Genomic DNA, 4,222 nt, shown 5'->3' with positions numbered 1-4,222 from the left:
AGATCGCGCGCCGACGGCAGCGACACCGTGACGTACTGGTTGCGGCGGTGCAGCCGCGGGGACAGCCGCGATTCGACGAACCAGCCGATCCGGCTCATCACCGGGCCCTACACCGTCTACGTGTGGGCGGGGCTCGCGATGGCCGCCGCGAAGATCGGGCTGGGCCCGATGCGCCGCATCCGGCCCGACATCGTGGTGGACACCCAGAACGGGTTGCCGTTCCTGTCGCGGCTGGTCCACGGCAGGCGGACGGTGGTGCTGGTGCACCACTGCCACCGCGAGCAGTGGCCGGTCGCGGGCCCGGTGATGAGCCGGATCGGCTGGTTCGTCGAATCGCGGCTGTCCCCGCGGCTGCACCGCCGCAACCAGTACGTCACGGTGTCGCTGCCGTCGGCGCGCGATCTCGCGCTGCTCGGCGTGCAACCCGAGCGGATCGCGGTGGTACGCAACGGTGTCGACGCGGCGCCCGAGCACACGCTGGCCGTGCCGCGTTCCGCGACGCCCCGGGTGGTGGTGCTGTCGAGGTTGGTGCCGCACAAGCAGATCGAGGACGCCCTGGACGCGGTCGCGCGGCTGCGCAGCCGTGTCCCCGGTGTGCACCTGGACGTGCTGGGCGATGGCTGGTGGGCGCAGCGCCTCGTCGACCACGCCGCGTCGCTCGGGATCTCCGACGCGGTCACCTTCCACGGCCATGTCGACGATGACACCAAACATGCTGTGCTGCAGCGCAGTTGGGTGCACATCCTGCCGTCCCGCAAGGAGGGCTGGGGGTTGTCGGTGGTCGAGGCGGCCCAGCACGGGGTGCCGACCATCGGTTACCGCAGTTCGGGCGGGCTGACCGACTCCGTCGTCGACGGGGTCACCGGGGTTCTGGTCGACGACTGTGACCAGCTGGTCGACGGACTGGAGCGGTTGCTGACCGACGGCGTGCTGCGCGAGCAGTTGGGCGCCAAGGCCCAGGTGCGCAGCGGCGACTTCTCCTGGGAGCAGAGCGCCGACGCGATGCGCGCGGTGCTGGACGCGGTGCGCGCCGGCCGCCCGGCCAGCGGGGTCATCTGACGCCGACGCGCGCCGGCGTGATCCGCACCGGCATGGACCGGATGCCGTTCATCAGCACCGAGCTGACCCGCTCGACCGGTCCGGTCAACTCGAGTTCCGCTGTGCGGGTGACTAATTCGCCGAACATGGCGTGGGCCTCCACCCGGGCCAGGTTGGCGCCGAGGCAGAAATGGGTGCCGCCGCCGCCGAACGCCAGGTGGTGGTTGGGGGTGCGGCCGACGTCGAAGCGGTCGGGATCGGCGAAGTGCTTCTCGTCGCGGTTGGCCGACGGATAGAACATCGCCACCCGCTCACCCTCCCGCAGCTGTTGGCCGCCGACCTCGGTGTCCCGCGTCGCGGTGCGCGTGAACACGGTGACCGGGCTGGTCCAGCGCAACATCTCCTCGATCGCGGTCGGCATCAGCGTCGGGTCGGCGGCCAGCCGGGCCCACTGCCCGGGGTGTTCGATCAGTGCGAGAGTGCCTGCGGCGACCAGATTCCGGGTGGTGTCCCCGCCGGCGTTGTGCAGCAGCATGAAAAACAGGTTGAACTCGAGATCGGTCAGCTGTTCCCCGTCGACCTCGGCGTGCAGCAGCGCGGTGGCGATGTCGTCGCCGGGTGTCGTGCGTTTCGCGGCCGCGAGCTCGTCGGCGTATTCGAACAGCTCGAACTGCGCCCGGTGCAATTCGGCGTCCCCGAGCGGGCGCGTGTTCATGATCTCGGTGAGCGCGTAGAGTCGGCGCCCGTCGTCGAGGGGGATGCCGAGCAGTTCGGCGATGACGTAGGACGGCAGCGCCCCGGCGACGTCGCCGACGAACTCACACTCGCCGCGTTCCAGCGCGTCGTCCACGATGGCGCGGGCCATGTCCGCGGTGCGGGCGTTGAGCCGCGCCACATGCCGCGGGGTGAACCCGCGGCTGACCAACGCCCGCAGCGCGGTGTGCCGGGGCGGGTCCATCGTCAGCATCATCAGCGCCAGTTGGTAGGCGTCCTCGGGGGCGGGAACGTCCAGGAACACCCCTGTGGCCTGCGAGGACCAGGTCCGGCTGTCGCGTGAGACGGCGAGGATGTCGTCGTGGGCGGTCAGCGCCCAGAACCCGCCGTCGGCGCCGTGCGGATGCCACGCGACCGGCGCGTGCGCGGAGCTCACGGAACGCGTCGTACGGCATACCCGCCAGATAGGTGTCGGGGTCGGCGAGGTCGGCGCCGCCGATACTGAGGGCGTCCTCGCGCATGTGCACCTCCCAGCGTTCACCTCGCACAGTAATACCGTGGAGCCGTCCGCCGGCGGAAACGGCCGAGCTCGCGAATCTCGGTGGTATCGGGGACGGCAGCGCGAATGGCCATTAACATAGCGGCCATGCTCAGCGTGGTGCGCCGGATCCTGGGCTACGAGATGACCGTCGCCGAATGGCTCGGCGCCGCGGTGATGGCCGGTGCGCCGTACGGGGTCCTCGGTGTCGTCGTCGCGGTGCTCAATCCCGGCCATTTCGCCGACGCCGACGGCGTGCAGAGGGTCGTCGGGTTCGTCGGCTCCGTGGTGTTTTGGCCCATTCTGTTCGTCACGGACGTCTGCATGTGATGAGCCGCAACCGGATTCAGGTCAATCGCAGTACCGCGCGCTGGAGTGACGAACCGGTGCGGGTCGCCGACGCGATGGATTTCTGGTCGTTCGCCGCGGGCGCGGCCAACGTGGTCATGCAGTTGTCCCGCCCCGGGGTGGGGTACGGCGTGGTCGAGAGCAAGGTCGATACCGGGAACCTGCTCAAGCACCCGTGGAAGCGGGCCCGCACCACCTTCCAGTACCTCGCCGTCGCGATCCTCGGCTCCGACGACGACCGTGCCGCGTTTCGGGAGGCCGTCGACAGTGTGCACCGCCACGTCAAGTCCGGGCCGGCAAGTCCGGTGCGCTACAACGCCTTCGACAGCGACCTGCAGATGTGGGTGGCGGCGTGCCTGTTCGTCGGGCTGGAGGACACCTATCGGTTGCTGCGCGGGCAGATGACGCCGGAACAGGCCGAACAGTTCTACCGCTCGGCCTGGACGCTGGGGACCACGCTGCAGGTCGGCCCCGACCAGTGGCCGCCCACCCGCGCCGAGTTCGACGACTACTGGGACAGTGCGTGCGAACAGGTCGAGATGGACGACGTCGTCAGGGCGTACCTCACCGACCTGATCAACTTGCGGATGATCAATCCCGTTCTGGGACTGCCTTTCCGGCCGCTGCTGAAGTTCCTCACCGCCGGCTTCCTGGCGCCCGTGTTCCGCGACGCGCTCGGCGTGACATGGGGTGGCACCTGGCAGTGGTGGTTCGAGCAGCTGTTCCTGTTCGTCGCGTTCGTCAACCGCTTCCTGCCCGGCTTCGTGCGCCAGGGTGGCAGCTACGTGCTGCTCGCCGACGTCCGCATGCGGGTCCGCCGGCACCGGCAGCTGGTCTGAGAAGAGGACCGGCATGTCGATCCGCACCGCCACCCGCAGCGTGCTGAGCAGGCGCTTCTGCGTCGCCGACGTGATCGAACTCGGGTTGTGGCTCCTGATCCCGTACGTGACCATCGGTCTGGCGTGGGCGTTCTTCCGGGTGGAGGAGGTCCGGCAGCTCGAGAACCTGCTGCAGGTGCAGATACCCGCGGGCGGCGAGATATTGGCCTACCTACTGGTCGCCGCGCTCTGGCCGATCCAGGTGCTGCTGCCCGCGGCGTGCCTGGCGTGACCGTAGCCGCGTGAGCAGCATGCCGAGCAGCCCGACAGCGAGCTGACCGACCCAGACCCCGTGCGCCGCGAGCAGGACGGGACGGTGCGGTGAACCCGGCGTGTCACCGCCCACCGCGTAAACGGTCAACACGTCGTCGCGGTAGGCGACCGGCAAATCCAGGTCCGCGGTGCCGCCCTCGACCACCACCCAGGCCACACCCGCGGCGGCGAGCTCGTCGGCGCCGGCACCGGCGATCAGCAGCTGCTGCACCTCGCGGGCCCTCCCGCCCTCCCCCGGCACGGTCTGTCCCCCGATCGTCAGGTCGCCGGTGCTCAGCACGTCGGCGCGGACCCACCGCGGCAACGGGTCGAGCACGGGCGCGTCACCGGCCCCGGCCGCGGCGGCCACCAGCCACCTACCGGCGCCCACCCGCGCGAAGCGCCACCGGCCGGCGCACCGGGTGACCCCCGGCCCGGCGATCGATCCGGAGGG

Annotated in this window: 5 protein-coding genes and 1 pseudogene; 4 read left to right on the top strand and 2 right to left on the bottom strand. The window is 70.3% G+C overall.

Annotation, left to right across the window (positions count from 1 at the left end):
• Nucleotides 1-1,059, top strand: a 1,059-nt coding sequence (locus ASJ79_RS19810; RefSeq protein WP_067958850.1) for a glycosyltransferase family 4 protein, incomplete at its 5' end; no start/stop codon positions are given.
• Here the strand turns inward: ASJ79_RS19810 and ASJ79_RS19805 are convergent.
• Nucleotides 1,052-2,188, bottom strand: coding sequence for a cytochrome P450 (locus ASJ79_RS19805; protein ID WP_231750940.1), 1,137 nt, complete (start codon nucleotides 2,186-2,188; stop codon nucleotides 1,052-1,054). The genes ASJ79_RS19810 and ASJ79_RS19805 overlap by 8 nt on opposite strands.
• Nucleotides 2,189-2,398: 210 nt before the next feature.
• Here ASJ79_RS19805 and ASJ79_RS19800 point away from each other — a divergent pair, with 210 nt between their 5' ends.
• Genes ASJ79_RS19800 through ASJ79_RS19790 form a run of 3 tightly spaced genes read left to right on the top strand, consistent with a single transcriptional unit; the run spans nucleotide 2,399 to nucleotide 3,748 of the window.
• On the top strand, nucleotides 2,399-2,620 hold the full coding sequence (locus ASJ79_RS19800; protein ID WP_067958847.1) for a hypothetical protein: 222 nt from the start codon (nucleotides 2,399-2,401) through the stop codon (nucleotides 2,618-2,620).
• Complete coding sequence (locus ASJ79_RS19795; protein ID WP_067958844.1) at nucleotides 2,620-3,477, top strand: oxygenase MpaB family protein; 858 nt, start codon at nucleotides 2,620-2,622, stop codon at nucleotides 3,475-3,477. Before ASJ79_RS19800 ends, ASJ79_RS19795 begins: the two co-directional genes overlap by 1 nt.
• A 13-nt stretch (nucleotides 3,478-3,490) precedes the next feature.
• Nucleotides 3,491-3,748 carry a hypothetical protein gene (locus ASJ79_RS19790; protein WP_067958841.1) on the top strand — a complete coding sequence of 86 codons (258 nt, stop codon included), beginning with the start codon at nucleotides 3,491-3,493 and terminating at the stop codon, nucleotides 3,746-3,748.
• Here ASJ79_RS19790 and ASJ79_RS33315 read toward each other — a convergent pair.
• Nucleotides 3,689-4,222 (bottom strand): annotated as a pseudogene (locus tag ASJ79_RS33315) (hypothetical protein); the annotation flags it as partial. The gene ASJ79_RS19790 and the pseudogene ASJ79_RS33315 sit on opposite strands and share 60 nt — an antisense overlap.

The organism is Mycobacterium sp. NAZ190054, assembly GCF_001545925.1.
Classification (GTDB): Bacteria; Actinomycetota; Actinomycetes; order Mycobacteriales; family Mycobacteriaceae; genus Mycobacterium.
This window is presented reverse-complemented; position numbering and strand designations above follow the sequence as displayed.

Coding starts and splice junctions, on each gene's coding strand:
- ASJ79_RS19800 (WP_067958847.1), top strand. CDS start 2,399: ATGCTCAGCGTGGTGCGCCGGATCCTGGGCTACGAGATGACCGTCGCC.
- ASJ79_RS19795 (WP_067958844.1), top strand. CDS start 2,620: ATGAGCCGCAACCGGATTCAGGTCAATCGCAGTACCGCGCGCTGGAGT.
- ASJ79_RS19790 (WP_067958841.1), top strand. CDS start 3,491: ATGTCGATCCGCACCGCCACCCGCAGCGTGCTGAGCAGGCGCTTCTGC.